Raw genomic sequence first — 24,465 nt, forward strand, 5'->3', positions numbered from 1 at the left:
GCTTTCGCGTTGCACGGGTCGCCGCGTCACGGCATTAAGGCACGGATGGCAAAACAGCTCGATTATCACACGATCCGCGAGATCTTTACCCGTTTCCAGGCCCGTGAGCCCGAACCCAAGGGCGAGCTGGAGCATGTCAACGCCTATACGCTGGTGGTCGCCGTGGCGCTCAGCGCGCAGGCCACCGACGCGGGCGTGAACAAGGCCACGCGGGATCTGTTTCCGATCGCCGACACGCCGCAAAAGATGCTCGATCTCGGCGAAGAGCGGCTGATCGAGCATATCAAGACCATCGGCCTGTACCGCAACAAGGCCAAGAACGTCATCAAGCTGAGCCGCATCCTCGTCGAGGACTACGGCGGCGAGGTGCCCAATTCCCGCGCCGCACTGCAATCGCTGCCCGGCGTCGGGCGCAAGACCGCCAACGTGGTGCTGAACATGTGGTGGCACTATCCCGCGCAGGCGGTCGATACCCACATCTTCCGCGTCGGCAATCGCAGCGGCATCTGCCCGGGCAAGGACGTCGATGCGGTCGAACGCGCCATCGAGGACAACGTGCCGGTGGATTTCCAGCAGCACGCCCATCACTGGCTGATCCTGCACGGCCGTTACCATTGCAAGGCGCGCAAACCGCTGTGCGGCACCTGCCTCATCCGCGACCTGTGCCAATTCGAGGACAAGAACTTATGAAGACCTATCAACTCGTCGGGATCGGCAATGCCGTCGTCGATGTCATCAGCCAGACCGAAGATGCCTTCCTCGCCGAGAACGGGATCGAGAAGGGCATCATGCAGCTGATCGAGCAGGACCGCGCCGAACAGCTGTACGGCGCGATGGGCGACCGGCTGCAAACCCCGGGCGGATCGGTCGCCAACACCATCGCCGGCGCCGGGGCGCTGGGGCTGCAGGCCGCCTTCATCGGCCGGGTGCGCGACGACGAACTGGGCCAGTTCTATGCCAAGGCGATGAACGAGGACGGGGTCGATTTCGTCAACCCGCCGGTCGCGGGTGGCGAGCTGCCGACCTCCCGCTCGATGATCTTCGTCTCGCCCGACGGCGAACGCTCGATGAACACCTACCTGGGGATTTCCTCGGAACTGGGTTCGGACGACGTGCCCAGCGCGGTCGCCGGCAAGGCCGAGCTGATGTTCCTCGAAGGCTACCTCTTCGACAAGGACAAGGGGAAAGAGGCGTTTCTCGAGGCAGCGCGCGACTGCCACAGGGGAGGCGGCAAGATCGGCATCGCCATTTCCGACCCGTTCTGCGTCGACCGGCACCGCGACGATTTCCTGTCGCTGATCGAGCATGAGCTGGATTTCGTCATCGGCAACGAGGCCGAGATCCAGTCGCTGTTCCAGACCGATCACCTCGACGACGCACTGGTGATGACCGCCGCGCTCTGTCCGCTGGTGGTCTGCACCCGCTCGGGCGACGGGGTGACGGTGATGGAGGGCACCTCGCGCATCGACGTGCCGGTTGAAAAGATTACCCCGGTCGATGCCACCGGCGCCGGCGACCAGTTCGCCGCCGGCTTCCTCTACGGCATGGCCACCGGCCGCGACCTGGAGACCTGCGCGAAGATCGGCAACGTCTGCGCCCGCGAGGTGATCAGCCATATCGGCCCGCGCCCGGAAACCAACGTGACCGAACTGCTGCGTGAGGCCGGGCTGCTCTGATGACGCTGGACGCCGGTTTCCACGACGTGCCGCCCGGCATGGTGGCCACGGTGGTGACGCATCTGGAGATGCGCGCCGCCGCCCCGCGTCGCCCGGTGCCCGCCCCCGAGGGCTGCGCCCTGCGCCGCGCCGATGCGCCCACGCCGGATTGGTACCGCGACCTCTTTAAACGGGTCGGCGGGCAGGACTGGCTGTGGTTCTCGCGCCTCGGGCTGGATGACGCCGGGCTGTCCGCGCTCCTCTCCGACCCCGGGGTCGAGGTCTGGGCGCTGGAAAAGGACGGCTGCGCCGAGGGGCTGCTGGAACTCGATTTCCGGCAGGAAGGAGAATGCGAGCTGGCCTTTTTCGGGGTGACACCGGCATTGATCGGCTCGGGCGCGGGGCGGTTCATGATGAACGCCGCGATCGACACCGCCTGGGCGCGCCCGATCAGCCGCTTTCACGTCCACACTTGCACGCTGGACCACCCCGGTGCGCTGGGGTTCTATCGCCGCAGCGGGTTCACCCCGATCCGCCAACAGGTCGAGATCGCCCCCGACCCGCGCCTGAACGGCGACCTGCCAAGGGACGCCGGGCCGCATATCCCGATCTTCGAGGCCTGACCGCGTTCGAGAGGGATCAGGGGGCTTTGCCCCCCGCGCGCTTTGCGCGCTCCCCCCAGAGTATTTGGGAAGAGAAGAAGCGGACCCGGCCTCCGGGTCTTTTTCTGGCTGTAGGTATTCCCGCCGGAGGCATCGTGGCGGCAAAGCCGGCGGCTGGAGGATTTCCGGGACGCCTGCTCTACCCCAGATAGGGCGTGAATTCCTCGACCACCTTTTCGTAGACCGCACGCTTGAAGGGAACGATCCGCTCGACCAGATGCGCCGGATCCTGCCAGCGCCATGTACTGAACTCCGGGTGTTCGGTCTCGATGTTCACCTGGTCGTCGGTGCCGTTGAACCGCATCAGGTACCATTTCTGCTCCTGCCCGCGAAAGCGGCCCTTCCAGATCTGCGGCACCAGGTCGGCGGGCAGGTCATAGGGCAGCCACGCGGCGCTTTCGGCCAGGATCTCGACCAGATCGGCGGTGACGCCGGTTTCTTCCCACAACTCGCGAAGGGCGGCCTCGCGCGGGGCCTCGTCCTTCTCGACCCCGCCCTGGGGCATCTGCCAGGCCTCCTCGAACCGGTCGCGGCGCTGACCGACAAAAATATGTCCCTCGGCATTCATCAGCATCACACCGACGCAGGGGCGATAGGGCAGCTTGGCAATCTCTTCGGGGGTCATGGGGCAGCTCCTGTTTTTCTCCTGTCTAGCGGTTGCGCCGCGCGGTGCAAGCGGGTGACGCAAGGTTGCGGGGTGACAGGGGGCCGCAATGGGGCAATTCTGCGCCCGACAAGAGGGAGGGCGACATGACCGAGTACCCAAATCTTCTGGCGCCGCTGGATCTGGGCTTCACCACATTGAAAAACCGCGTGCTGATGGGCTCCATGCACACCGGGCTGGAGGAAACCGGCGACTGGAACCGGGTGGCCGAGTTCTATGCCGAACGCGCCCGCGGCGGCGTCGCCTTGATGGTGACCGGCGGCATCGGCCCGAATCTCGAGGGATCGGTGCTGCCCGGCGCAGCGATGATGACCAGTGACAAGGACGTGGCCAACCATTCGGTCGTCACCGATCGGGTGCACCAGGCCGGCGGCAAGATCGCCATGCAGATCCTGCATGCGGGGCGCTATTCCTATGGCCCGAAATGCGTCGCCCCCAGCCCGGTGAAATCCCCGATCTCGCCGTTTCCGCCCAACGAGTTGGACGAGGCGGGTATCGAGAAACAGATCGCCGACATCGTCAATGCCGCCGTGCTGGCGCAGCAGGCCGGGTACGACGGGGTCGAGATCATGGGATCGGAGGGGTATTTCCTCAACCAGTTCCTGGTGACCCACACCAACAAGCGCACCGACGGCTGGGGCGGATCGTACGAAAACCGCATGAAACTCCCCATCGAGGTGGTGCGCCGCACCCGCGCCGCGGTCGGGCCGGAGTTCATCATCATCTACCGGCTATCGATGATCGACCTGGTGCCGGACGGCTCGACCCATGAAGAGGTCGTGCAGCTGGCGCAGGAGATCGAAAAGGCCGGAGCCACCATCATCAACACCGGCATCGGCTGGCACGAGGCCCGCGTGCCCACCATCGCCACCTCCGTGCCGCGCCGCGCCTTTGCCTGGGTGACGAAAAAGCTGATGGGAAAGGTGGGCATCCCGCTGATCACCTCGAACCGGATCAACACCGCCGAGGTGGCCGAACAGGTGCTGGCCGAGGGCTGTGCCGACATGGTCTCGCTGGCCCGCCCGATGCTGGCAGATGCGCATTTCGTGGCCAAGGCACAGGCCGGGCGGGCGGCGACCACCGCCCCCTGCATCGCCTGCAACCAGGCCTGCCTGGACCATACCTTCGGCGGCAAGCTGACCTCTTGCCTGGTCAACCCGCGCGCCTGCCATGAGACCGAACTGGTGCTGGAAACGGCGGCCAAGCCGAAAGCCGTCGCCATCGTCGGGGCCGGACCGGCGGGCCTCTCCACCGCGCTGGCGGCGGCGGAGCGGGGTCACAAGGTCACGCTGTTCGACAAGGCGAAAGAGGTCGGCGGACAGCTCAACATGGCCAAGCAGGTGCCCGGCAAGGAAGAATTCTGGGGCTTGGTCGACTGGTACGCGACCATGCTGGACGAGGCCGGGGTGACCGTGGAACTGGGCCGGGAGGTCACCGCCGACGATCTGACCGGTTTCGACGAGGTGGTGATCGCCACCGGCGTCATCCCCCGCGACCCCGGCATTCCGGGCGAGGACCGCGACAACGTGCTGAGTTATATTGAAGTGCTGCGCGACAAGGCCCCCGTGGGCAAGAGCGTCGCAGTGATCGGTGCCGGCGGCATCGGTTTCGACGTCTCCGAATTCCTGCTGGAGGAACACAGCCCGACCACCGACCTGCCCGCCTGGATGAAGGAATGGGGCGTGACGGACCCCGAACAGCACCGCTCGGGCCTTGCCCCCGAAGGCCCGCAACCGGAGGCCCCGGCGCGGCAGGTGACGCTGTTGCAGCGCAAGAAACAGGCGCATGGCAAGGGGTTGGGCAAGACCACCGGCTGGATCCACCGGGCCACGTTGAAGATGAAGGATGTCACTTTTGTCGGTGGTGTGAACTACGAAAAAATCGATGACGACGGGCTGCACGTCAGCTTTGGCGAGGCACGGGAAAACCCGAGCGTGATCCCCGCCGAGACCGTCGTGCTCTGCGCCGGGCAACTCTCCGAGCGCAGCCTTGCCGACGCGCTGGAGGCCAAGGGCATCACCGCCCATGTGATCGGCGGTGCCGACGTGGCCGCCGAACTCGACGCCAAGCGGGCGATCAACCAGGGCACACGGCTGGCCGCGACTCTGTAGGCGACCGACCCGCACCAAGGCCCCGGCCCGATGGCACCCAGCAAGGTGCCGTCGGGCCGTTCTTTTTTTAGCCGAACCATTCCATGACGACGCCACGCGCCGCGCCCGCAGCAGCGCCCTTGCCCGTTGGCCTGCCGTTTCCCGGCACCGAACGATTTGCCCCATTACCGCGATATTATCCAATCGGCGCCCCGATCTTGCCCAGATTGAACCGGATAAACGAGGCAACAAGACAGATAACCGAGGACAACGGCATGGACCGACTGACCGAAATGGAAGCCTTTGCCAACGTGGTGGACCAAGGGGGATTCACCGACGCGGCCAAGAAGATGGGCATTTCCAAGTCGGCGGTGTCCAAGCATGTCTCGAGCCTCGAGGCCCGGCTGGGCGCGCGGCTGTTGAACCGGACCACGCGCCGCGTCAGCCCGACCGAGATCGGACTTGCCTATTACGACCGTGCCCGCCGGGTTCTGAACGACGCGGGAGAGGCCGATGCGCTGGTCACCTCGATGCAATCGGCGCCCTCGGGGCTGCTGCGGATCTCGGTCGCCACCGATTTCGGCGTCAACCTGCTGTCGCCGATCCTGTCGGAGTTCCTGTCCGATTTCCCCGAGATCACCGTGAACATGGTGCTGAACAACCGCTACGTCGAGTTGATCTCGGAGGGGTTCGACATGGCGATCCGCATCGGTGAGCTTGAAGACAGCTCGCTGCGGGCCCGCAAACTCACCGAAACCACCAAGCGGCTGGTCGCCAGCCCCAGTTACATCCAGCAGTTCGGTCGCCCGCAGAAGATCGACGATCTGAACGAGCACAAGCTGCTGCACTATTCCAACCAGTCCAGCGGCAGCGTCTGGAAGCTGACCGCCCCCTCGGGCGAGAAACGCCAGGTGCGCACCGCCGGCTGGCTGAGCGTGAATGACGGGCAATCGCTGCTCAACGCCGCGATCTCGGGACTCGGCATCGCCTATCTGCCCAGCTACCTTTTCGCGCAGGCCATGAGCGAGGGTCTGGTCGAGGATGCGATGCCAACGCTCCCGGTCGAGAAACTGGGTGTCTACGCGGTCTATCCGCCGGGCCGTTTCACCCAGCCCAAGGTGCGCGCCTTCATTGATTTCCTGGTCCAGGCCTTTGCCGACAAGGGCCCGACCGACTGGTAACCCGTTTCATGTTGCTTCCCTTGGCAACCCCCCTGCCCCCGTGTTCCGCACGGGGGCTTTTTTCACTGGACCGGCAACAACAGCGCCTCGACGCGGCGGTTGCGCTCTCTCCCCTCGGGGGTGAGGTTCGAGGCCACCGGCGCGAGGTATCCCATCCCCTCGGCCGCCACGCGTCCGGACGGCACGCCATATGCGGTCACCAGCCGGTTGCGCACAGTTTCGGCCCGGCGTTTCGACAGGGCGACATTGAGACCAAGCGCGCCGGTGCTGTCGGTGTGACCGACAAGGACGACCCGATACGCCGGATGGCCGGTCAGGAATGCAGCGATCTCGGACAAGGAGTCATAGTCTCCCGGCCCCAGCGCATTGGCGCCGGTATCGAACTTCAGGTCGTCAAGGATCACGTGACCATCGGAGAGCAGCGCATTGATCAGCGCCCCCGCCTGTCCATCCCGTTCCGGCGCCTCCGGCCCCGTGGAGGTCGGCCGATCCGGCGCGGGCGCGGCGTCGGTCGCTTCGGCCTCGCCGCCTGTGACGTCACCCGAGCTTACGTGGATCTGCTGGATATAGGCGCCGCTGCCGCCGCGACTGACCATGAGGCTGATCGCCTCGCCGCCGTTCCGGACCGCCGAGAGAAACCGGAAGTTGCCGATATCCACATGCATGTGAGGGGCCGGCGCGACCTCGGTCCCGAAGCGGAAATCAAACCCGCCACAGGCGCGCGCACGGCATTCGAACAGGATGTCAAAGCCACCGGTCACGAGTTGATCCCGCAACGGCGCCAGCAATTGCAACAGCGTGCGCGACCCGCTTTCGATGCGCCAGGTACGACGCTCCACAGCCCCCTCGAAGACCTGCGACGGCACGGTTTCGCCGTCAAAGGGCGCGCGCGGCAAGGCATAGCTGTCGAGGGCCGAGTTACGCTCGTACAAAAGTCGCGCGCCCTGCGGCATGTCCAGCGCCGCAACGGCAACCGGGCAAGCCATGAGCAGAAAGCTGAGGACACTGGCCCTGATCATCTGAACTGAGCGTGATACTCGTCATTGGGCCACATCGAGGTGGCGCTGGCCACGCGATTGGTCATGTTGAAGAAGCCGGCGACATTGGCAATGTCCCAGATGTCACGGTCGCAAAAGCCCACCTCGCGCAGCGCCTCGCGGTCGGCCTCTTCGATCATGTAGCTTTCGGTCGTCATCTTGGCGGCGAAATCCAGCATCGCGCGCTGGCGCGGCTCCAGATCCGCGACGCGGTAGTTGATCGCGATCATCTCGCCCAGCATCGGATCGCCCGACAACTGCCGCACCGCCGCGCCATGGGCCACGATGCAATAGAAACAGCGGTTGATCGAGGACACCACCACCGCGATCATCTCGCGCTCCAGCTTGCTCAACCCGCTATCGGCCAGCATCAGGTCGTTGTAGATGCCGGTGAAGGCGTTGAGCTTGTCGATGTCAAAGGCATTGGCCTTGAGCACGTTCGGGATCATGCCCAGCTTTTCGGTGCAGATGTCGAAATACTTCTGCGTCGCCTCGGGCAGAGGGTCGACCATGGGCAGGTCGAGGGCGGTGGTCGGTCTGCTGTCGGTCATCTGCGGGTCTCCTCCCCATGAGATATTCGATAGTGGTACCGCCCCACTACAGACATGCCGAGCCCGGAATACAAGGCATTCGCCCCGTCGTTTTCCCGGGTACAGACAACCGCAAGGGTATGGGCCCCCTGGGCCGCCGCCCAATGGGCGGCCCCGCGCATCATCCATTTCCCCAATCCCTGCTGACGCTGGTGCGGCAGGATTTCCAGCGCGTGCAGCATCGCGACACCCGCGTGCACGGCGACAAAGGCGGCACCGCCGGGCTTGTCGTTATAGCGCGCCAGCAACCCGGTTTTCGCCCCCTTCGCCCGCGCCATCACCGCCAGCCGCTCCGGGCCAACCCCGGCATCGGCCCAGATCTCGCGCATGATGGCCAGCGGCTCCCACACCGCAAGGACGGTGACGCGGGGCACCGGGATGTCGGTGAGATGCTCCACCGGGCAGGCATAGGCCACGACCGGATCCTTCACCGCATAGCCGCGCCCCTCGAGCAGGGTATCGAGGTCCTCATCGCCGGGGCGGATCATGAACAGCGGGGTCTGCCCCATGGCGGCCATCGCCTCTTCCGCCGCGACCAGGTCCTCCGGCCCCACCGGCCCCTCGGCCGAGGCGGCCGAGACCCGGCTGCCGCCACCTTGCCCCTCGCGCAGGGTCCAGGGCCCCTGCCGGAAAGTGCGCGCTGCAGGCCATGTGCCGTCGATCACGTCGAACAGCCAGGGGGCCGGTGTCGCGCTCATGCATCAAGGTCCCGCGACAGGCGGGTGACGGCGGCATCGACACGCGCCCCGTCCGCACCACGCACAACGATGCTGGCCCCGAAAGCGCCATCCTTCTGGAACGGGTAGCAACCGATGGAGAGATCGGAAAACTCTGCGGCCACCGCGGCCAGCATGCCGGCAATCTCTCCCTCGCCCCGCATCACCCGCAGGCTTTGCGACAGCAAGGGCGCGCCACCGGTCAGCTTGGGCAGGACACTCGCCACCATCGCCTCGAACACCGAGGGGACACCGGCCATCACATGCACGTTTTCGATGGTGAAACCGGGCGCGGAAGAGACCGGGTTCTCGATCAGCGTCGCCCCCTCGGGGATGCGCGCCATGCGCAACCGCGCCGCGTTCAACTCCAGCCCTGTGGTCTTGTAATGCGCCTCGAGGATCGCCCGGGCGTCCTCGCGCACGTCGATCTGCACGCCGAAGGCGGTGGCGATGCTGTCGGCGGTGATGTCGTCATGGGTGGGGCCGATGCCGCCACTGGTGAACACGTGGTCAAAGCGCGCCGAAAGCGCGCGCACCGCCTCTGCGATCGCCTGCGCGTCGTCGCTGACGACACGCGCCTCCTTCAGGTCGATCCCCACTTTCGCGAGTTCGCCGGCAAGGTAATACATGTTGGAGTCGCGCGTGCGTCCGGACAGGATCTCGTCCCCGATCACAAGCATCGCGGCGGTTGGATTGGTCATGGTGCCCGTTCCCTCTTGTCGCGGTCTTGAAGGGCCGCGCCGGCAGGTATAGGCCGGGTTCCATGCGCTTTCAAACCCCTCTTGTCCCGGCCCGGCTGATCCGACGCTACAAGCGGTTCCTGGCCGATTGCACGCTGGAGGACGGGAGCGAGGTGACCGCCCATTGCGCCAACCCCGGCTCGATGCTGGGGCTGGCCGAGCCGGGCACGCGGATCTGGCTGGAGCCGAACGACGATCCGAAGAAGAAGCTGAAGTTCGGCTGGCGGCTGGTCGATCACGAGAACGGGCATTTCACCGGAGTCGACACCTCGGTGCCCAACCGGGCCCTGCGCGCGGCACTCGAGGCCGGGCAGATCGAACCGCTGGCCCGCTACGGGACCGTGCAACCGGAGGTGAAATACGGACAATCGAGCCGCATCGACTTCCTGCTCAGCGAACCGGGGTTGCCGGATGCCTATGTCGAGGTTAAATCGGTGACCCTGTCGCGCGTGCCCGGACTGGCGGAATTTCCCGACAGCCGCACCGCGCGCGGAACAAAGCATCTGGGCGAACTGTCGGACATGGTGCGCGCCGGTCATCGGGCGGTGATGCTCTATCTGGTCCAGCGCACCGATTGCACCCGCTTCGATCTGGCCCGCGACATCGACCCGGTCTATGGCGCGGCCTTTGACAGGGCGCAGGCGGCCGGGGTCGAACGCCTGGTTTATCGGGCGCGGATCAGCCCCGGGGAAATCACGCTTGACTGCGCGCTTTAGCCTCCCCCTCTGGCATCTTTTCCGCAAAACGATTAAATACGGCGCGACAGCAGAACAAGGGAACCGCAGTTGAACAACGCACTTCGTGGCCGCCTGACCAAGGACGGCATCCGGATTCATGATCAGGCTGATTTCGCGGGCATGCACAAGGCCGGGCATCTGGCCGCGCAAATCCTTGACGAGATGGCCGAGCACGTGTTCCCCGGCCAGTCCACGCAAGAGATCGATCGCCTCATCGAGGACAAGGTGAACGCGGCCGGGGCAACCTCGGCCACGATCGGCTACAGGGGTTACAAGCACGCAAGCTGCATCAGCGTGAACCACGTGGTCTGCCATGGCATCCCCGGCGACAAGAAGCTGAAGGATGGCGACATCCTGAACATCGACGTGACGGTGATCGTCGACGGCTGGTACGGCGACACCAGCCGGATGTACGTGGCCGGCAAACTGTCGCGCAAGGCCGAGCGGCTGATCCAGGTGACCCATGACTCCCTGATGAAGGGGATCGAGATGGTCAAGCCGGGCAACACCTTTGGCGATATCGGCCACGCGATCCAGGTTTACGTGGAAAGCCAGCGGATGAGCGTCGTGCGCGATTTCTGCGGCCACGGGCTGGGCCAGGTGTTTCATGCCAAGCCCAACGTGCTGCACTACGGCCGCCCCGGCACCGGCGCGGTTCTGGAAGAGGGCATGTTCTTCACCATCGAGCCGATGGTGAACCTGGGCCGCCCCGAGACCAAGACGCTGGCCGACGAATGGACCGCGGTGACCCGGGACAAGTCGCTGTCGGCGCAGTTCGAGCATTCGGTGGGCGTGACGGCGGATGGCGTCGACATCTTCACCCTGTCCCCGGCGGGAACGTTCCACCCGACCTACGGCTGACCCACAGGCGCGGACCGGCCCTCAGAACGCGTAGACCAGACCGGTCTGAACCGATCCCCCCAGATTGGGATAGTATTTCGCGATCGTCCGCAGACCCAGGGTCGTGTCCCGCGCCGGTCCCACGGCCAAGCCGACCTGGATCGCGGTATAGACATAATCGCTTTGGTCGCTGCTTTTCGATGACAGGCTGATCAGGGCCGATTTCAAAGTGGTGCGGGTATCGGTAAAGGTTCGCCCGCCCCCCAGTTCGATGACGGATTTCACCTTTCGTCCTGCATGATAGGACACGCCGGCCTCGACCTCGACACCCGTCGTGTTGAAAGAGATCGTCATCGGGTCAACCAGGATACCGACACCCTCCGGCAGGACATACCGGCTTTTTCCCGTAAAAATTGAACCCCGCCCATGGAGCGAGACATGCCGGGACACCGGCTTTTCCAGACTGACACTGGCCTGCAACTTCGCGTTCTTCGTACGCCTGTAGGCCACGCCGCTTGTCGAGCTGAGCGTATCCTTGTCGATGTTCAGGACCCCGATGGGGGCCGATGCGCCGGGAGGGGCCGTCGCGGCACCCGCTCCGCCCGATCCGGACAGGAACCGAGTGCCTGCGGTATCCAGAGATGACGGGATGATGTGCATGTCGTCTTCGAGCACCGAAACGGCATAGTCGACCCGGGCAGGTCGCTGCTGCAGGGAGCATCCTGAGATTAAAGAAAACACACTCAGGAGAAGCAAAACATCCCTCATTCCCAGATTGTATGATCAGAAACAACTTTCATCAAACGGGTTTATGGTTATTCTGACTCAAGAATTTGTTCCGAGAGGGGATTGACATGGTTGACATCAAGGCAAGCGCCGGTTTTGCAGATTTTTTTGACATCGGGCGGCTGACCAATTTTGTCGCACTCAACGGAATTGAAAACGGAGACTACCTGGGCTCGCTCGATCTTTTGTACGGTTCTGGAACCTGGACGGTAACCACCCTGTCCGCAAGCAAGATCGTCCTCGAAGTGGAAGGTCCTTGGTACCACCATGTTTTGCTTAAGTTAACGATCCTCGGCACCGGAATCGGCCCTGTCAGCAGTTTGGACGATCTTGATGCCGCGATCAATTCCGGGTTTGCAACCGGGGAGTTCACGCAGATCAAGATATCCGGGTCCAAGACAGCGGTCGGAGATGGCGAGTCGCTCCCGAACAAGATGTTCCTGAACTTCGATTTCGGCGACGACGGCTATACCATCACCTCCGGAAACCTCCGGATCGAGATACCGGGCACCCTGCCCTCCAGCCTGCAGGACATCTTCGACGTCGGGCTAATGGCCGGCCAGATCGCGGACTACTCAAGCCTGACGCCCTCGCAGCAGGCCGATGTTATCGCCCAATTGAACACGATCTCCTCCAGCGGTTTCTCTGTCATTCTAAGCGGCACGACCATTCTGGAACTTGACGTTTCCGCAACCGAAATGTCGTTGTCGCAGATGGGCTACTCGCTCGTCCTCGAGGGCAATTTCCCGACAAACCTCGGGGATGCCTTTTCCCTGCTAATGGAGCTTTCCACAGCGCTGGACAGCGGGGCGGAGATCGATATCAGCCGGCCCACCGGGTATTCGTTCGACGTCGTGAAGATCACCGACCCGGACGACAAGGTGCTGCTGAAAACCGTCGGCGACCTCGGGACAACCGACACCATTTCGCTCGATACGATCCGGATCGACGGCAAGAAGGTCGGCAACCTGATTATGGGCGACAATACGGAAAGCACAATAAGCTGGCTTCTGGAGCCAGCTTACTCTCCTGAATGGACGCCAGGCGACTACCTGTATGGCACATCGGGGAAGGATCACATCTTTGGCCTTGGTGGGAACGATACCCTGATCGGGAACGGCGGAAACGATTTCCTGTTCGGCGGCTCTGGCAACGATTTCCTGGATGGGGGCGCGGGGAACGATGTGCTCAACCCCGGTAGCAACCTCTATTATGACACCACCGCAGGATCGCCTGGCAACGATACCATAATCCTCTCGGATTCGGGGCAAGGGTATCAGGAGCTATTCTATGGGTACTTGGATCGCGGTGTCGACATCCAGGTCAACGGCAGGACCAATACCGGCACAGTGACAAAGGGCGGTCTCGGAACGGACACGATCGTGGATGTCGCGGTGCCGATGCAGGCGGGCGGAACATCAGCCGCCGGTGGCTTCGGCGTGGTCGGTTCGGGTTTCAGAGACAATTTCGATATCGTGACCGCATCGAAGAGTTGGACCGAAGTGAACGGTGGCGGTGGCAGCGACAGCTATGATCTGGCGCTTTCCGCGAACTCCATCTTGCGAATGGACTTTAGAGGAGATCAGGGCGCCAAAGTCAATTTGAAGACCGGCGTCATCGCCAACGATAGTTTCGGGTATCGGGAAACCGTTTCCGTGCTCTACAAAAACAAAAGCGGCCAGATCGAACTGATCGGCTCCAACTCCGACGACAAGCTTGTTGGTGACAAGTTCAGCAACCGGTTCATCCTGGCTTTAGGTGACGACGTGGCGAACGGGCTCGGTGGGCAGGACCTCGTTCGCTATGACCGCATTGATGTCGGCCCGGTCGACGTCAACCTGACCAAGGGCACCGCGACCGGGACATGGTACGGCACAGACTTTACCCACACCTTGTTGAAAATCGAGGATGTCCGCGGCTCGCTCGACGGAAACGATACCCTGATCGGGAGCGCGGTCGCCAACCGGCTGGAGGGGCGCGGTGGCGCCGATACGCTGACCGGACGTGGCGGCAAAGACAGCCTGTTTGGAGAGGAAGGTCGCGACAAGCTGTTCGGCGGTGGTGGCAGCGACAAGCTGTACGGCGGCAAAGGGAACGACCGGCTGGACGGTGGCGCTGGCAACGATTTCATGAACGGGGGTCTCGGGGCCGACGACTTCGTCTTTTCCGCCGGGCAGGACCGGGTCAAGGGGTTCAGCGGAAAGGATCAGGTCGATCTTGGCAACGCGGTGGGAATCAAGGGCTTTTACGACCTGAAGACCAACCACATGGAGGCGAAAGGCGACGACGTTGTCATCACGGACGCAGACGGAAACACGATGACGCTGCTCGACACGGACCTCGCCAGCCTCGACAAAGGCGATTTCATTTTCTGACAATCGCGGAGGGGCATGGGCCCGGTTCGGTTATCCATGGTCGTGGCGCGCCCACTGACCATGGAGCCGACCGACCATGAATGACGCGGCCATCCTATTGAATCGTCAGCATCATCGCCTTTTGCACATGGTAGGGTGCGGTAGAGAACCGGGTTTCCGCTTTTTGTACGGAGTCCGACGCATAAAGCGCAACGGTCCCCGCAAAGAGGACCGAAAGGGCAATCGCCCCCATCAAGGACACACGCAAACCAGTCATCGAATTCTCGCTCGTCTTGTTTTTGTTCTTTGGTCACTTCCTGACCGGACCGCTGAAATAGGCATCTTTGGTCCCGGGCGCGAGGGGTGACGGCGGGGAAATCTGCCTGTCGTCACGTCACGAAACCGTTACCTTGCCGGGAGTGGTGAGAGTGAACACGGGAAACAGCCACACGGCCTGCGGCGCCGGGCAGGACACCGCAGCTAGCCGTCCAGTTCGAGCAGGGTCACATGCGTCTCGCCATAACGGCGGCGGTCCAGCAGGGAAAACCCCTCGGGCGGTTCCATCGGCGCGTTTTCTTCCCAGACCACCAGCGCGCCGGGGGCGAGCCAACCGCCGGCCAGCGCCGCCGCCAGGGCCTTTTGCCCCATGCCCTTGCCATAGGGGGGGTCGAGGAACACGAGGTCACAGGGCTCACCGTCGCAGGCCCCCAGTTTCGTGGCATCGCGCCGGATCAGGCGGGTTTCGCCCTGGCTCCGGGTGATCTCCACGTTCTGCGCGATCAGGCGTTGCGCCACCCGGCCGCTCTCGACGAAACTCACCTGAACCGCGCCGCGCGACAGCGCCTCGAGCCCCAGCGCGCCGGTACCTGCGAACAGGTCGAGCACCCGCGCGCCCTCGATCGCGCCGGTATTGGACAGCACGTTGAACAGGCTTTCGCGCACCCGGTCGGTGGTGGGACGCAAATGCGCGCCCGCGTCCCCCTTGCCCACGGCGGCAAGCCTGTGACCCCGGAACCGTCCCGCGACGATCCTCATGCGCGCATCAGCGCCTTGAGATCGACCGCCGGATCGCCCACCCGGTCGGGATCGGCGGTCTTGCCGGCATCTATCAGGCGCTTGCCCACCATGTAGGCGCGCGGATCATTCATCGCGTCCACGGCGAGGAGTTGATCGCCCTTGAAGTACCAGAAAGAGGCCGACTGCCCCTCGCCCGGCCGGCTGACGATGCGGTCATATCCGGTGTTCAACCCCGCGATCTGGAGTTTCACGTCGTACTGATCGGACCAGAACCAAGGCTTTGGCACGTAATCCGTTTCACCGCCCAACATGTTGCCCGCGACGCACTCGGCCATGTCGATCGCGTTCGGCACGCTCTCGAGCCGAAGACGCCCGTCCGCATGGGGAAAGCTGGCGCAATCGCCCGCCGCCCAGATCGATGGGTCCGAGGTGCGGCCCCGCGCATCGACCTTTATGCCGTTCTCGATCTCGAGCCCGGCCGCCTCGGCCAGGGCTGTCGCGGGCGTGATGCCGACGCCGACAACAACGAAATCCACGTCCAGCGTACTGCCATCCGCCAAGACCGCACCGGTGACGCGACCCTCCTCACCCAACAGCCGCTCCAGCCCGATGCCCTCGCGGATATCGACGCCATGGCCTGTATGCAACGCGCGGAAATAGTCGCTGGTCTCCGGCGCCGCGACTCGCTGCAGGATGCGCTCGGACATCTCGACCAGCGTCACCTTCACCCCGCGCTTGGCACAGACCGCCGCCGCCTCCAGCCCGATGTAGCCGCCGCCGACGATCAGCGCGCGCGCGCCCTCGACCACCGCAGGAGCCATCCGGTCGACATCGGCCAGCGTGCGGACCACGTGGACGCCCTGCAAGTCGCCGCCAATGGCCGCCGGCAGGCGGCGCGGCACAGATCCGGTCGTCAGGGCAAGCTGGTCGTAAGGGATCTTGCGCCCCCCCGCGATCACCGCCTTTCCGGTGCGGTCGATGACATCGACGGGCGCGCTCAACAGCAGGTCGATATCGTTTTCCTCATAGAAACTCTCGGGCCGCAGAAACAGCCGTTCCAGCGCCATGTCGCCAAGCAGATAGGCCTTGGACAAGGGCGGGCGCTGGTAGGGAACCACCGGTTCCTCGCCGATCAGGGTGATCTTGCCGGTGAACCCGTCCTTGCGCAGTTTGGCCACCAGCGAGGCCCCCGCCTGCCCGGCCCCGATCACGACGATATCGCCCATCCGAATTCCTTTCGCGCTGGCTGTGGTCATTCTCCGGCAGGACACTACATCCACGATCGGGAAGAACACAATCTCTCGCGAAAGGACCGCGCATGACCATCAAACCCGGCGATCACCTGCCCGATGCAACCCTGAGCCGACTGGGACCGGACGGCCCCGAGCAAGTCCCCCTTGCCGAGGTCACGAAGGGCCGCAAGGTGGTCATCTTTGGCCTTCCGGGCGCCTTTACCGGCACCTGCAGCACCTCGCATCTGCCCAGTTTCATGCGCACCGCACAGGCGTTTCGGGACAAGGGCGTTGACGAGATCATCTGCATCGCCGCGAACGATGCCTGGGTGATGGATGCCTGGGACAAGGACACCGGTGCCGGAGACGCCGGGGTCACCCTGCTGGCCGATCACGCCAGCGAGTTGACCAAGGGGCTGGGGATGGATCTGACGGTGCCCGCGGTCGGCTTTTTCTCGCGCTCCAAGCGGTTCGCGCTCGTGGCCGAGGATGGCAAGGTCACCCACCTGCAGGAAGAGGTCGCCCCGGGTGCCTGTGACCTGACCACCGGCGAAACGCTGCTCGCCGCGCTGTGAAACATCGCCGGGCGGCTCCGTGCCGCCCGGTGTCCCCGGAGGATCAGAGCAACCCGTCCATCTTGCGGGCCAGCTTGGCATCAAGTGCGCTCAGTCCTCCGACGTCATGGGTGCTCAACACCACTTCGACCGTCTTGTAGACATTGCTCCATTCCGGGTGGTGGTTCCATTTCTCGGCCCAGATCGCCACCCGGGTCATCCAGCCGAAGGCATCGACAAAATTCTCGAAGACAAAGGTCTTGGTGATGGCATCGCGCCCCTCGACCATCTGCCAGCCATTCTGCAGCAGCGGATCCAGCAGCGGGCCACGGGCTTCGTCGGACAGTTTCTCGCTCATTCCTTTTCCTCCACGCTGACCCTCCGAAACGGTCCGTATTCGGTCAGGATCTCGATCTCCTCGCTCACCGCCGCGCGCTCGGCCTCGAGGAATTGCGCGACCGCCTCGGAGAACCCGGGATCGGCAATCCAATGCAGGCTGTGCGTCTGGCGCGGCAGGTAACCGCGCGCCAGCTTGTGTTCGCCCTGCGCGCCGGCCTCGACCCGGCCCAACCCATGGGCGATGGCATGGTCGATGGCGCGATAGTAGCACAGTTCGAAATGCAGGCAGGCATGATGCTCGGTGCAGCCCCAGTAACGGCCATAAAGCGTATCGCGCCCGATCAGGTTCAGCGCCCCGGCGATCCAGCGCCCGCCCCGTTCGGCCAGAACCAGCAGGACATCGTCGCGCATCCTCTCCTGCACCAGGTCGAAGAACCCGCGCGTCAGGTAGGGGGCGCCCCATTTGCGCGCGCCGGTGTCCTGGTAGAAGTCCCAGAACGCGTCCCAATGCTCGGGGCGCAGGTCATCGCCGGTAAAGGCGTGGATGGTGCCGCCAAAGGCATTGGCCTGCGCGCGTTCCTTGCGGATGTTCTTGCGCTTGCGCGACGACAGGCTTGCCAGGAAGCCGTCGAAATCGGCGTAGCCCTCGTTGCGCCAGTGAAACTGTTGGCTGGTTCGCGCCATCAGCCCCATCGCGGCGCCGGCTTCCGTCTCTTCCCCGGTGCAAAAGGTGACATGCAGCGACGATATATTGTTGTCGGCGGCCAGTTGCACCGCGCCCTGGACCAGCGCCGACTGGCCGATCCCCTCATACCCCGGCCTGACCAGAAACCGCCGCCCGGTCGCCGGGGTAAAGGGCACCGCGATCTGCAGTTTGGGGTAATATCGCCCGCCGGCGCGCTCATAGGCATGGACCCAGCTATGGTCGAAGATATACTCACCCTGGCTGTGCGACTTGGCGTACATCGGCGCCGCCGCGATCAACATGCCATCGAGATAGGCGGTCAGGTATTGCGGCTGCCAGCCGGTGCCACGCCCGACCGAGCCGCTCTCTTCCAGCGCCAGCAGAAACCGGTGCGTGGTAAAGGGGTCATCGGGACGGCCACCCTCCGCCGCCTCGGGGCAGGCACAGGAATCCCATTCTTGCGCCGCGATCCGCGACAGCGACGGCCACACCTGGATTTCGATCTGCCCCTGGTCCATCAGCCCCTCCGGCCCTGCCCACTATCTGTGGTCTGCGGGACGCGGTTCAAGCCGGGAATTCAGCGACATAACCCTCGAAGGTGATATTGTCGGCCAGCTTGCGCGCCACTGCCTCCGCTTCGGGCGATTTGATGGTCCAGCACAGCACCGGCACCCCGTCAGCGTGTAATGCGCGCACCCATGGACGGGAAAGATCAGCCGCCTCGTGGCTGATGAAACCGGCACCGACCCGGCCGAAATCGGGGATCTCGCGCAGGCGATCACAGGTCGCTGTCGACAGTGGCCAATCCGCGGGATCATAACTGCTGGTGGTCAACCCGCGCGGCAGATCGGGCAAAAGCCGCGCCATCTCGGCCATGCTGTGCGGGTTGAAGGACATCACCGCCACCGATCCCGCGTACCCCGAAAGCGCCCGCGCGGCCGCCGCCTCCAGCGCCCCCACATCGGCCCCCATGGCGCCATCCTGATCCTTGAGCTCGACCAACAGCGGCACCCGCCCCGCGACCAGGTCGAGGACCTCCTCGAACCGCGGGATCGTCTCGCCATCGCCATGCAGCAGGGGAATCGCCGCCGCCTCGCCCGCGCTGCGCTGGCGCAGCGGCCCGGATTGCCCGGTCAACCGCCCCAGGTCGTAGTCGTGGAACACCATCGCCGCACCGTCGGCGGTCAGTTGCAGGTCGATCTCGATGCCGTAGCCGGCCGCGACAGCCGCCCGGATCGCGGCGCGGCTGTTCTCGGGGCGGCCCCGCTCCACATCGTGATAGGCCCGGTGCGCCACAGGCAGGCGCAGCAGGTCATCGGGCAGGACGGGCAGCGTCGTCATCGGATCTGAAAGATTCCTTCGATCTCCACCGCGACGCCCAGCGGCAGCGACGCCGCCGACACCGCAGAGCGCGAATGCCGACCGGCCTCGCCCAGGGCCTCGACAAGGAAATCGGAGGCGCCGTTGACCACCTGCGGCTGCTGGGTGAAATCGCCGGTCGAGTTGACGAAGCCGGTCAGCTTGACCACCCGCACCAGTTGGTCCAGATCGCCGCCGCAGGCCGCCCGAACCTGGGCCAGAAGCCCCAGCGCACAGCGTTTCGCCGCCGCGGCACCGGCCTCGACATCCATGGTGTCACCCAGCTTGCCGGTGATCAGCTCTCCGGTCTCGTCGATCGAGATCTGGCCCGAAACGTACAGGATGTCTCCCACCTGCACGAAGGGAACATAGTTGGCCGCCGGGGCGGGGGCGCTGGGCAGGGTCACGCCCATCTGGTCCAGTTTGCCTTGAATGCTCATCGGATATCTCTCCTTTGCCAGTTCGCGCGGACGCTAGCCGGGTTGGCCTTGCACGAAAAGCGAAAACCTCAGGTTTCGCGGAACGCCTTGGTGAAATAATCCGCCAGCGGCTTGACCAGATAGGCCAGCGGCGACCGGTCTGCCGTCCGCACGAACGCCTGGACCGGCATGCCCGGGATCAGCACCGTGCCCTCGGGCAGCCTGTCCATCTGCCCGTCGTCGAGAACGATCTCGGCCCGGTAAAATGACATCCCGGTGCCCTCGTCCTGGAACGCGTCCGCCGAAACCTGGATCACCTTGCCGGTCAGTTCGGGCGTCTGGCGTTGATCCAGAGAGGCAATCCGGAGGTTGACCGACTGGCCCACGTGGATTTCGTCGATGTGAATCGGGTCCACCTGCGTCGCGATCACCAGCGGGCGATCCTGTGGCACAAGGTACATGACCGGGTCGGCGGGCCGGATCACCGAGCGCAGCGCATGAACGCTCATGCCATAGACCACGCCCGAGACCGGCGCGGTGATGTCCAGCCGATCAAGCCGGTCGAGCAGGGCGCGGCGTTGTTCGGCAATCTCCAACTCGCGATAGCGCAGGTCGCGCAGTTGGGTGATCGCCTGTTCGCGCTGGCTGGTGCCCAGTTTGAGGATCTCGATTTCGATCTCGGTGATCATGCCCTCGGCCTGCGCCTTGGAGGCCTTGAGCTCCCCCAATGTCCCATCGAGGTTGGCCGCGGTGCGCCGCAGGTTGAGCACCGTCGCTGCCTGCGCCAGCCCCCGGTCCAGCAGCGATTGCTGGTTCTCCAGTTCCTGCTGGATCAGGTCGAGCTGAACCCGAAGCGAGGCACGCTGCGCCTCGATCCCCTCGATCTGGCTGCTGATTTGGCCCCGGCGTTTCTCCAGCTGATCGATTTCGCGTTCGATCGAATCGCGGCGCGCGAAGAAAAGGCGCCTTTGCCCCTCGACCAGTTCGGCGACATCAGGCCTGTCGGCGGCCACTTCCTGCAACTCGGGGTCGAACTCCAACGTGTCGGTGCCGTCGCGCTCCGCCTCGAGCCGACCGCGCCGGGACATCAGCTCGAACAATTGCCCCTCGATGATCAGAAGCTGCGATTTCAGATCGCGGGAATCGAGCCGCAGCAGCACCTGCCCCTGCTTGACAAGATCGCCTTCGCCCACGTCGATCTCGGCCACCACGCCGCCGTCGGGATGCTGCACGACCTGGCGGTTCTGGTCCACTTCGATCCGGCCGCTGACGACCACCGCGCCGGCGATGGTCGAAAAGGTCGCCCAACCGCCGAACCCGCCGACCAGCAAGAACAGACCGAGCAAGCCGATGACCACCGGCTTTCGCGCCGACCAGCCCCGCTTGGCGATGGGCTTTGCCTGCGTCGCTGCCCCCGCGTGACGTTTTTCAAGCTGGGTAACCTTGGCACGGCCAATCTCGGTCTTTTTCCGCGGACTCAGTTCTGTTCCGGTCATTTCATGCCGCCCATTCCAGACGATTTCAGCAACTGCTCATGGTTCGACACCATTTCGCGCAGCACCTGGTCCTTTGGACCAAAGGCCGTACGGTGGCCTTCGTCCAGCACCATCAGCAGGTCGCATTCCTGGATCGCCGAGGGGCGGTGAGCCATGATCAGCACCGATTTTCCCGCGGCCTTCATCGCCTTGATCGCGTTGTTGAGCGCGGTAGACCCCTCGTTGTCGAGGTTCGAGTTCGGTTCGTCCAGGATCAGGATCACCGGATCGCCATAGAGCGCCCGGGCCAATGCCACGCGCTGCATCTGCCCCCCCGAGAGCCGGCCACCGCCCGCGGTCACGCGGGTGTCATAACCGTCCGGCAGCGACACGATCAGATCATGCGCCGCCGCCATCCTCGCGGCAGCGACCACCTTTTCACTGTCGGGGTCTTGCGACATGCGCGCGATATTCTCGGCGATCGTTCCGTTGAACAGCTGCACCCGCTGCGGAAGGTACCCGATGTGCTGACCCAGAACGTCGGGAGCGTATTGATCCAGAGACGCGCCGTCCAGCCGGACCGTCCCGCCCGCCGGTCTCCAGAACCCGGTCAAGGTGCGCGCCAGGGTGGTCTTGCCCGAGCCCGAGGGGCCGATCACGCCCAGCGCCTGACCGGGATCGACGCGAAAGCTCACCGTCTTGAGCTTGGCCCGGCTGTCGCCCGGCGGCACCACGGTCAGCGCATGCGCCTCGAGCCGCGCCTTGGGCTTGGGCAGGGCGGTTCGCGGCTGATCCGGGGGCACCTTGCTGAGCAGTTCGCCCACCTGCTGCCACCCCTTGCGTGCGCGCTGGACGTTGGGCCAATGCCCGACAAGCTGTTCGATCGGGGCCAAGGCCCGACCCAGCAGGATCGATGAGGCGATCATCACGCCGGCCGTCACCTCGCCCTTCAGCACCAGATAGGCGCCCAGCCCCAGCATCGCCGATTGCAGGAACATCCGCAGCGTCTTGGTCAGGGACGAAAAGCTGCCGCTGACATCATTGGCGACCACCGATTCCACCAGCGATTCTTCCCGGGTGCGGTTCCAGCGGTCGAACGCCGCGCCGCGCATCCCCATCGATTGGATCGTCTCGCCCTCATGGCGGATCTCTTCTGCCATCAACCCGGCCCGGTGCGAGGTGATGTTGGCCTGCTGGACGGGTTTGCGCGAAAAGATCTGGTTGAGGACCGTGATCAACACCAGCAACCCGCCCCCCGAAATCGCGAGGATCCCCAGCCACGGATGGAACAGCGCGATCCCGGCCAGAAAGAACGGCGTCCAGGGCAGGTCGAACAGCGCCATGAACGGCGGAGAGGCCCAGAGCCGCTGAACCGCCTCGAGATCGGTCAGCCCGGTCTGCGCCACCGGGTCATTGGCCACCGCCGACCGTTTCAGCATCGCCTCGAACACCCGGCGGTCCAGCGCCGCCTGAAACCGGGCGCCGACGCGTGCCATGATTCGGCCGCGAGAGAAATCCAGGATGCCCATCATGCCATAGAGGAAGGCCACCAAAAGCGACAAGGCCACCAGCGTTTCCTCGGACCGGCTGCCGAGCACGCGGTCGTAGACCTGGAGCATGTAGAGCGGCCCGGTCAGCATCAGGAGATTCGCGAAAAAGCTGAACACGCCGACGAACCAGAACAGTCCGCGGCTCTGACGACGGGCCGCAGCGAGTTCCACGAAACCGTCCTCGCCATGGTCGAGGGTGCGATACGGGGGTGCCATTGGCCTCCAAACTCTCAAGTTTCGCTCCAGGTCAGATTCAACCCGAAGGCGACGGCGCACAATTTCGCCGTTTCTGTTTCAATACGGCCACACATCCGTTAAGGCAACAAACGACACTTTTGACCGGACGCGCATGTACCTACATTTCAGGAGTTGCCGCCCGACTGCAAGCATCTATGGACCTATGTCATCATGAAGCCCCCTCTGCGCCTTCCCCTCCTTGTGTCCGTGCTTGTCATGACCGGACTTCTGTCCGCCTGCGCGACACGAACAGCCGAACAAAAGGCATCCGGAGAGATTTTCGATCCCTACGAGAGCACCAACAGGACCATCCACGGCTTCAACCTCGCGGTTGACAAGGCTCTGTTCCGACCGGCCTCCAAGGGCTATGTCACCATCGTCCCCGAGCCGATGGTCGACAGCTTCAATTATTTCGCCGAGAACCTCTCGATGCCGGGGATCATGGTGGATTCGCTGTTGCAGGGAAAGGTCGAGCAGGCCGGAACGGCCCTGTTCCGGTTCCTCGTCAACTCCACCGTCGGGTTTGCAGGGCTGGCCGATCCGGCCTCTGAATTCAATATCCCGAAGGTCGATACCGATTTCGGCGAAACGCTGCATGTCTGGGGCTTTGACGAGGGGCCTTACGTCGAACTGCCGCTTTATGGCCCCTCCACCGCGCGGGATGCGGTCGGCGTCGTCGTCAACCTTTTCACCAACCCGCTCGATTACACCGATCCGCGCCCGGCCGACAACCTGGGCACCTATGCCCAGATCGTGCGCCGCATGGGGGATCGGGGCCGCTATTCCGACACCGTCGACGCGATGCTCTACGACAGCGCCGACAGTTACGCGCAGTTGCGCACGCTTTACCTCCAGAATCGACGCTTCGAACTGGAAGGCGAGAACACCGACCTCTACATTACACCGGACGAGATCAGCACCGAGGGTTTCTGAATGACTGTTTATGTATCCAGGCGACACCTGATCGGGTCGATGTCGGCCGCGGCGGGAATCGCGGCGCTTCCCCGTTCGGCTTTGGCGCTGAACCCGGCTTCGGCCCGCAGCATGGTCGACAAGCTGGTGGCCGATATCAACCGCGTGATCGACAGCGGCAAGTCCGAATCGGCGATGTACCGGGAGTTCGAACGCATCTTCAAAGCCTACTCCGACACCTCCTATATCGCCGCCTATGCCCTGGGCGTGGATGGTCGTCGTGCCTCCAATGCGCAGAAACGCGCCTTTACCCAGGCTTTCACCGGCTATATCTCGCGCAAGTACGGCAAGCGGTTCCGCGAATTCATCGGCGGCAAGCTGGTGGTCGAGGAGGTGCGCAAGATCAAGAATTTCCTCGAGATCCGCACCACCGCCTACCTGCGCGGGGAATCGCCCTTCGACGTGTCCTTCCACGTGTCCGACCGCACCGGGCGCGAGTTGTTCTTCAACATCTATATCGAGGGCGTGAACATGCTGCTGACCGAGCGGACCGAGATCGGTTCCATGCTCGATGCGCGGCGCGGCGATCTCGACAAGCTGATCGCCGACCTCAAGCGCGCCGGCTGACCGCCGC

The 24,465-nt window shown here is 64.2% G+C and carries 25 protein-coding genes; 11 read left to right on the forward strand and 14 right to left on the reverse strand.

Features of this window, described 5'->3' with window-relative positions; translation table 11 throughout:
* The first annotated feature begins 45 nt into the window (after nt 1-45).
* The 3 genes from nth to ABWV23_RS15200 are packed head-to-tail and all read left to right on the forward strand — an operon-like array spanning nt 46 to nt 2,278.
* On the forward strand, nt 46-690 hold the full coding sequence (gene nth, locus ABWV23_RS15190; RefSeq protein ID WP_353349236.1) for an endonuclease III: 645 nt from the start codon (nt 46-48) through the stop codon (nt 688-690).
* Complete coding sequence (locus tag ABWV23_RS15195; RefSeq protein ID WP_353349238.1) at nt 687-1,676, forward strand: adenosine kinase; 990 nt, start codon at nt 687-689, stop codon at nt 1,674-1,676. Before nth ends, ABWV23_RS15195 begins: the two co-directional genes overlap by 4 nt.
* The gene (locus ABWV23_RS15200) at nt 1,676-2,278 is read left to right on the forward strand and encodes a GNAT family N-acetyltransferase (RefSeq protein WP_353349240.1); all 603 of its coding nucleotides are present in this window, start codon (nt 1,676-1,678) and stop codon (nt 2,276-2,278) included. The genes ABWV23_RS15195 and ABWV23_RS15200 overlap by 1 nt, the downstream gene beginning before the upstream one ends.
* Nucleotides 2,279-2,456: 178 nt before the next feature.
* On the opposite strand, the gene ABWV23_RS15205 is transcribed toward ABWV23_RS15200, so the two are convergent.
* A complete protein-coding gene (locus ABWV23_RS15205) occupies nt 2,457-2,942 on the reverse strand; it encodes an RNA pyrophosphohydrolase (protein ID WP_353349242.1) in 486 nt (161 codons plus the stop codon).
* Between the two features lie 125 nt (nt 2,943-3,067).
* Here ABWV23_RS15205 and ABWV23_RS15210 point away from each other — a divergent pair, with 125 nt between their 5' ends.
* Both ABWV23_RS15210 and ABWV23_RS15215 read left to right on the forward strand, forming a co-directional pair.
* Entirely contained in the window at nt 3,068-5,092 is a 2,025-nt protein-coding gene (locus ABWV23_RS15210; RefSeq protein WP_353349244.1) for an FAD-dependent oxidoreductase, read from the forward strand.
* A gap of 254 nt (nt 5,093-5,346) precedes the next feature.
* The gene (locus ABWV23_RS15215) at nt 5,347-6,252 is read left to right on the forward strand and encodes a LysR family transcriptional regulator (RefSeq protein WP_353349246.1); all 906 of its coding nucleotides are present in this window, start codon (nt 5,347-5,349) and stop codon (nt 6,250-6,252) included.
* Between the two features lie 62 nt (nt 6,253-6,314).
* Here ABWV23_RS15215 and ABWV23_RS15220 read toward each other — a convergent pair whose 3' ends face one another.
* The 4 genes from ABWV23_RS15220 to ABWV23_RS15235 are packed head-to-tail and all read right to left on the reverse strand — an operon-like array spanning nt 6,315 to nt 9,296.
* Nucleotides 6,315-7,238, reverse strand: a complete 924-nt coding sequence (locus ABWV23_RS15220) for an OmpA family protein (RefSeq protein WP_353349248.1) — start codon at nt 7,236-7,238, stop codon at nt 6,315-6,317.
* A 29-nt stretch (nt 7,239-7,267) separates the two neighbouring features.
* Nucleotides 7,268-7,840: a peroxidase-related enzyme gene (locus ABWV23_RS15225; protein WP_353349250.1), complete on the reverse strand. Its 573-nt coding sequence runs from the start codon at nt 7,838-7,840 to the stop codon at nt 7,268-7,270.
* Nucleotides 7,837-8,577: a GNAT family N-acetyltransferase gene (locus ABWV23_RS15230; protein WP_353349252.1), complete on the reverse strand. Its 741-nt coding sequence runs from the start codon at nt 8,575-8,577 to the stop codon at nt 7,837-7,839. Before ABWV23_RS15230 ends, ABWV23_RS15225 begins: the two co-directional genes overlap by 4 nt.
* A complete protein-coding gene (locus tag ABWV23_RS15235; protein WP_353349254.1) occupies nt 8,574-9,296 on the reverse strand; it encodes a competence/damage-inducible protein A in 723 nt (240 codons plus the stop codon). The genes ABWV23_RS15230 and ABWV23_RS15235 overlap by 4 nt, the downstream gene beginning before the upstream one ends.
* A 62-nt stretch (nt 9,297-9,358) precedes the next feature.
* Here ABWV23_RS15235 and sfsA point away from each other — a divergent pair, with 62 nt between their 5' ends.
* Both sfsA and map read left to right on the forward strand, forming a co-directional pair.
* On the forward strand, nt 9,359-10,051 hold the full coding sequence (gene sfsA, locus ABWV23_RS15240) for a DNA/RNA nuclease SfsA (RefSeq protein WP_353349256.1): 693 nt from the start codon (nt 9,359-9,361) through the stop codon (nt 10,049-10,051).
* Between the two features lie 69 nt (nt 10,052-10,120).
* Entirely contained in the window at nt 10,121-10,933 is an 813-nt protein-coding gene (gene map / locus ABWV23_RS15245; protein WP_353349258.1) for a type I methionyl aminopeptidase, read from the forward strand.
* A 21-nt stretch (nt 10,934-10,954) separates the two neighbouring features.
* Here the strand turns inward: map and ABWV23_RS15250 are convergent, their stop codons facing one another.
* On the reverse strand, nt 10,955-11,680 hold the full coding sequence (locus ABWV23_RS15250; RefSeq protein WP_353349260.1) for a hypothetical protein: 726 nt from the start codon (nt 11,678-11,680) through the stop codon (nt 10,955-10,957).
* Nucleotides 11,681-11,766: 86 nt separating this feature from the next.
* Between ABWV23_RS15250 and ABWV23_RS15255 the strand changes: the two genes are divergently transcribed.
* Nucleotides 11,767-14,073: a calcium-binding protein gene (locus ABWV23_RS15255; RefSeq protein WP_353349262.1), complete on the forward strand. Its 2,307-nt coding sequence runs from the start codon at nt 11,767-11,769 to the stop codon at nt 14,071-14,073.
* Between the two features lie 459 nt (nt 14,074-14,532).
* Here ABWV23_RS15255 and rsmD read toward each other — a convergent pair whose 3' ends face one another.
* Nucleotides 14,533-15,087, reverse strand: a complete 555-nt coding sequence (gene rsmD, locus ABWV23_RS15260; RefSeq protein WP_353349264.1) for a 16S rRNA (guanine(966)-N(2))-methyltransferase RsmD — start codon at nt 15,085-15,087, stop codon at nt 14,533-14,535.
* Entirely contained in the window at nt 15,084-16,295 is a 1,212-nt protein-coding gene (locus ABWV23_RS15265) for an NAD(P)/FAD-dependent oxidoreductase (protein WP_353349266.1), read from the reverse strand. Before ABWV23_RS15265 ends, rsmD begins: the two co-directional genes overlap by 4 nt.
* A gap of 92 nt (nt 16,296-16,387) precedes the next feature.
* On the opposite strand from ABWV23_RS15265, the gene ABWV23_RS15270 reads away from it, so the two are divergent.
* On the forward strand, nt 16,388-16,876 hold the full coding sequence (locus ABWV23_RS15270; protein ID WP_353349268.1) for a peroxiredoxin: 489 nt from the start codon (nt 16,388-16,390) through the stop codon (nt 16,874-16,876).
* 43 nt (nt 16,877-16,919) lie between these two features.
* Here the strand turns inward: ABWV23_RS15270 and ABWV23_RS15275 are convergent, their stop codons facing one another.
* The 6 genes from ABWV23_RS15275 to ABWV23_RS15300 form a co-directional block, all read right to left on the reverse strand.
* Entirely contained in the window at nt 16,920-17,213 is a 294-nt protein-coding gene (locus ABWV23_RS15275) for a 4a-hydroxytetrahydrobiopterin dehydratase (RefSeq protein ID WP_353349270.1), read from the reverse strand.
* Nucleotides 17,210-18,397, reverse strand: a complete 1,188-nt coding sequence (locus ABWV23_RS15280) for a GNAT family N-acetyltransferase (protein ID WP_353349272.1) — start codon at nt 18,395-18,397, stop codon at nt 17,210-17,212. The genes ABWV23_RS15275 and ABWV23_RS15280 overlap by 4 nt, the downstream gene beginning before the upstream one ends.
* A gap of 46 nt (nt 18,398-18,443) precedes the next feature.
* Nucleotides 18,444-19,220, reverse strand: a complete 777-nt coding sequence (locus ABWV23_RS15285) for a glycerophosphodiester phosphodiesterase family protein (protein ID WP_353349274.1) — start codon at nt 19,218-19,220, stop codon at nt 18,444-18,446.
* Nucleotides 19,217-19,678: a RidA family protein gene (locus ABWV23_RS15290; RefSeq protein ID WP_353349276.1), complete on the reverse strand. Its 462-nt coding sequence runs from the start codon at nt 19,676-19,678 to the stop codon at nt 19,217-19,219. The genes ABWV23_RS15285 and ABWV23_RS15290 overlap by 4 nt, the downstream gene beginning before the upstream one ends.
* Nucleotides 19,679-19,746: 68 nt before the next feature.
* A complete protein-coding gene (locus ABWV23_RS15295) occupies nt 19,747-21,153 on the reverse strand; it encodes an HlyD family type I secretion periplasmic adaptor subunit (RefSeq protein ID WP_353349278.1) in 1,407 nt (468 codons plus the stop codon).
* Nucleotides 21,150-22,898, reverse strand: a complete 1,749-nt coding sequence (locus ABWV23_RS15300; protein ID WP_353349280.1) for a type I secretion system permease/ATPase — start codon at nt 22,896-22,898, stop codon at nt 21,150-21,152. The genes ABWV23_RS15295 and ABWV23_RS15300 overlap by 4 nt, the downstream gene beginning before the upstream one ends.
* 237 nt (nt 22,899-23,135) lie before the next feature.
* On the opposite strand from ABWV23_RS15300, the gene ABWV23_RS15305 reads away from it, so the two are divergent.
* Nucleotides 23,136-23,852 (forward strand): MlaA family lipoprotein, encoded by a 717-nt coding sequence (locus ABWV23_RS15305; protein WP_353349282.1) that lies wholly within the window; start codon nt 23,136-23,138, stop codon nt 23,850-23,852.
* A complete protein-coding gene (locus ABWV23_RS15310; RefSeq protein ID WP_353349284.1) occupies nt 23,853-24,458 on the forward strand; it encodes an MlaC/ttg2D family ABC transporter substrate-binding protein in 606 nt (201 codons plus the stop codon).
* Nucleotides 24,459-24,465 lie beyond the last annotated feature (7 nt).

This window comes from Aquicoccus sp. SU-CL01552, assembly GCF_040365005.1.
In the GTDB taxonomy this organism is placed as follows: Bacteria; Pseudomonadota; Alphaproteobacteria; order Rhodobacterales; family Rhodobacteraceae; genus Antarcticimicrobium.